The sequence below is a fragment of the Microbacterium xerophyticum genome (assembly GCF_053543555.1).
The window spans coordinates 395,404-398,557 of sequence record NZ_JBLVOB010000009.1 but is presented as its reverse complement, the minus strand read 5'-3'; the positions used below and the strand labels follow the sequence as shown (position 1 = coordinate 398,557).

General features: G+C 66.1%; 4 protein-coding genes. 1 reads left to right on the top strand and 3 read right to left on the bottom strand.

What is annotated here, in order from left to right:
* Positions 1-25: 25 nt before the first annotated feature.
* From ACNPNP_RS19880 to ACNPNP_RS19870, 3 genes are all read right to left on the bottom strand, one after another.
* On the bottom strand, positions 26-931 hold the full coding sequence (locus ACNPNP_RS19880; RefSeq protein WP_448967757.1) for a glutamate ABC transporter substrate-binding protein: 906 nt from the start codon (positions 929-931) through the stop codon (positions 26-28).
* A gap of 35 nt (positions 932-966) precedes the next feature.
* Complete coding sequence (locus ACNPNP_RS19875; protein ID WP_448967756.1) at positions 967-1,716, bottom strand: amino acid ABC transporter ATP-binding protein; 750 nt, start codon at positions 1,714-1,716, stop codon at positions 967-969.
* 104 nt (positions 1,717-1,820) lie between these two features.
* Positions 1,821-2,633: a TrmH family RNA methyltransferase gene (locus tag ACNPNP_RS19870; protein WP_448967755.1), complete on the bottom strand. Its 813-nt coding sequence runs from the start codon at positions 2,631-2,633 to the stop codon at positions 1,821-1,823.
* An 85-nt stretch (positions 2,634-2,718) separates the two neighbouring features.
* Here ACNPNP_RS19870 and ACNPNP_RS19865 point away from each other — a divergent pair, with 85 nt between their 5' ends.
* A complete protein-coding gene (locus tag ACNPNP_RS19865) occupies positions 2,719-3,129 on the top strand; it encodes a ribosomal maturation YjgA family protein (RefSeq protein WP_448967754.1) in 411 nt (136 codons plus the stop codon).
* Positions 3,130-3,154: the final 25 nt, after the last annotated feature.

Genomic DNA, 3,154 nt, shown 5'->3' with positions numbered 1-3,154 from the left:
CCCACCCGCCCCCCCCCCGAGTCAGTCAGTCGACTGCGGGCTGTTCGACGGTGATCCCGGACGAACCGAGGTTCTCGTCGAAGATCGCCTGCCAGATGTCGCCGCCGTCGGTGAAGAGGGTGTTGATGTGCTCCTGAAGCGCCTCATCGCCCTTGGCCAGGCCGACGCCGTAACGCTCCTCGGTGAACGGCTCTCCGACGACCTTGAGGTTGTCGGGATCAGCCGCCGCGTAACCGATCAGGATCGCCTGGTCGGTTGTGACGGCCTGGACCTCACCGTTCAGGAGCGCCTCCACGCATGCCGAGTACAGGTCGAACCCGCGCGTGGGCACGTCAGGGTAGTTGTCGCGGATGTTCTGGATCGGCGTGGACCCCGTCGCCGAGCACACTGTGGTGTCAGCGGTGAGATCTGCCTCGCTGGTGATGTCGCTGTCACTGGTGACGAGCAGGCCCTGTCCGGTGATGAAGTACGGACCTGCGAAGCTGATCTGCTCCTTGCGCTTGTCGGTGATCGAGTACGTGCCGACGTAGTAGTCGATGTCGCCGTTGGTGATCGCCTGCTCGCGGTTCGCCGAAGCGATCGGCTTGAACTCGATCTTGTCCTCGTCGAAGCCGAGGGATGCGGCGATCCAGCGCGCGATGTCGATGTCGAAGCCGGTGCGCTCCCCCGTCGTGACGTCGAGGTAGCCGAGGCCGGGCTGGTCTTCCTTGACGCCGACGACCACGCTGTCGCGTTCTGTCATCGCGTCGAATGTCGGGCTGCCCTCCAGCGAGACGTCGGAAGCCACCTCGAACCAGGTCGCGGGCTCTTCGGCTTCTCCTCCACCGTCGCCGGCGCCGGGATCCGTGGGGCTTCCGCTGTTGCAGGCGGTCAGGGCGAGCAGCGCGACCGTCGCGATCCCGATCCCTGCAAGTGTCCGTGTGCGTCGCATTTTCGTCTCCTTGTGTGCTGTGTGTACAGAAAAGGTCAGTGTGTGAGGAGCTTCGAGAGGAAGTCCTTGGCGCGATCACTCTTCGGGTTCGTGAAGAATTCCTCGGGCGTCGCCTCTTCGACGATCTTCCCGTCCGCCATGAAGACGACGCGGTTCGCCGCCTTGCGTGCGAAGCCCATCTCGTGCGTCACGACGATCATCGTCATGCCGTCCTTCGCCAGGCCGACCATGACGTCGAGCACCTCGTTGATCATCTCGGGGTCCAGGGCGCTGGTCGGCTCGTCGAAGAGCATCACCTTCGGACGCATCGCGAGAGCACGGGCGATCGCGACGCGCTGCTGCTGGCCTCCGGAGAGCTGGGCGGGAAGCTTGGACGCCTGCTGGGCGACTCCGACGCGTTCGAGAAGGGCCATGCCCTCCTTGTCGGCATCCGCCTTCCTGAGGCCGCGGACCTTGATCGGCCCGAGGGTCACGTTCTCGAGGATCGTGAGATGGGCGAAGAGATTGAAGGACTGGAAGACCATACCGACGTCGGCGCGGAGCTTCGCGAGCCCCTTGCCCTCGGCGGGGAGCGGCTCGCCGTCGATCGAGATCTTGCCGCTCGTGATCGTCTCCAGACGATTGATCGTGCGGCACAGCGTCGACTTGCCGGACCCGGACGGCCCGATCACCACGACCACCTCGCCCTTGTTCACGGTGAGGTCGATATCGGTCAGCGCCTGGAAGTCGCCGTAGTGCTTCTGAACGTTCTCCACCACGACGAGGGGTGCACCAGTCTCGGTCATGTCCCCACACTAGTGAGTGCATGAGCACAGGAACCAGCATCCACGTCGGCGGGTTATCGAGTTGTAACCGATCGGAAACAGACGATCGACGCGGAGAACGGAGGTCAGCGACCGTCAGCGGCCCGCTGCGTGAAGGCGCTCTCGTACAGGCACACGCTTGCGGCCGTGGCGAGGTTCAGGGACTCGGCACGGCCGAAGATCGGAAGCTTGAGCACGTGATCGGCGAGCGCTAGAGCAGACTCCTCGAGTCCGCGTGCCTCGTTGCCGAACAACCAGGCCGTCGGCTGCGCGAGCACGCCCTCCGCGCGGGCCTGCAGAAGATCGTCGCCCTTGACGTCCGCGGCGAGCACGGTGACCCCGGCGGCATGAGCGCGTTCGACGACGTCTTCGAGGTTCCCGCCGACCGACACCGGCAGGTGGAAGAGCGATCCCGTCGTCGCGCGCACGACCTTGGGGTTGTGAGGATCGACCGTGCGGCCTGTGAGGATCACCGCATCGGCACCCGCGGCATCCGCAGCACGGATGATGGTGCCGAGATTGCCTGGGTCGCGAACCTCTTCGCAGATCGCGATCAGCCGAGGGGATGCTGCGAAGATGTCGCGGGCCGACGTCGGCGCCTGTCGGACGACGGCGATCACGCCCTGGGGAGTGACCGTGTCGGCCATGGCGTTGAGCACATACTCGGTGACGTACTCGACCTTCACCGAGTGCGCCGCGCTCGCGGAGCGCAGGTCAGGATGCCTCTCCCATCCGGTCGGGGTCGCGGACAGTTCGACGATCCCTTCCGGGCGATATGCAAGCGCCTCCCGAACAGCCTGAGGACCTTCCAGGAGGAAGAGCCCCGTCTCCGTTCGCGCGCTGCGCTTCGTCAGCTTCGCGACGGCTCGGACACGCGGGGACCGGGGATTCTCCAGCACCATCCCAGTCTAGGGACACCAGACCCGGCCCGGAACACATCCAGGCGTCGAGCCTGCGCGCAGGTTGAGTTCGTACTGTGCACATGTGACCGATCGCACCACACGCTCCACCGCCCGGCGCAGGACCGCGCTCATGGCGCTGGCGGTCGCCGTGCTCGTCGCCGGTCTGCTGGTGCACCGGTTCGGTTCCGGCGACATCGGCGACATCGCGGGTGACGCCCTGTACGCGGTGCTCGTCTACCTGCTGTTCGCGATCGTGCTGACGCGAAGCGCGCGGTCGTTGCCGGCGGCACTCGCGATCATCTTCTGCACCGCCGTGGAGTTCTTGCAGCTCACGGAGCTGCCGCGCACGTGGGCTCTCGCGTTCCCGCCCTCCGCGCTCGTGCTCGGCTCGGGCTTCGCGCAGCGCGACCTGCTCGTGTACCCCGCATCCGTGCTGCTCGCGATGATCGTCGACGTCGCACTGTCGCGGCGAGCGCGGCGACGCCGGCGCTGACATACGAAGACGGGCGCCTCCCCGA

Coding starts and splice junctions, on each gene's coding strand:
- ACNPNP_RS19880 (WP_448967757.1), bottom strand. CDS start 931: ATGCGACGCACACGGACACTTGCAGGGATCGGGATCGCGACGGTCGCG.
- ACNPNP_RS19875 (WP_448967756.1), bottom strand. CDS start 1,716: ATGACCGAGACTGGTGCACCCCTCGTCGTGGTGGAGAACGTTCAGAAG.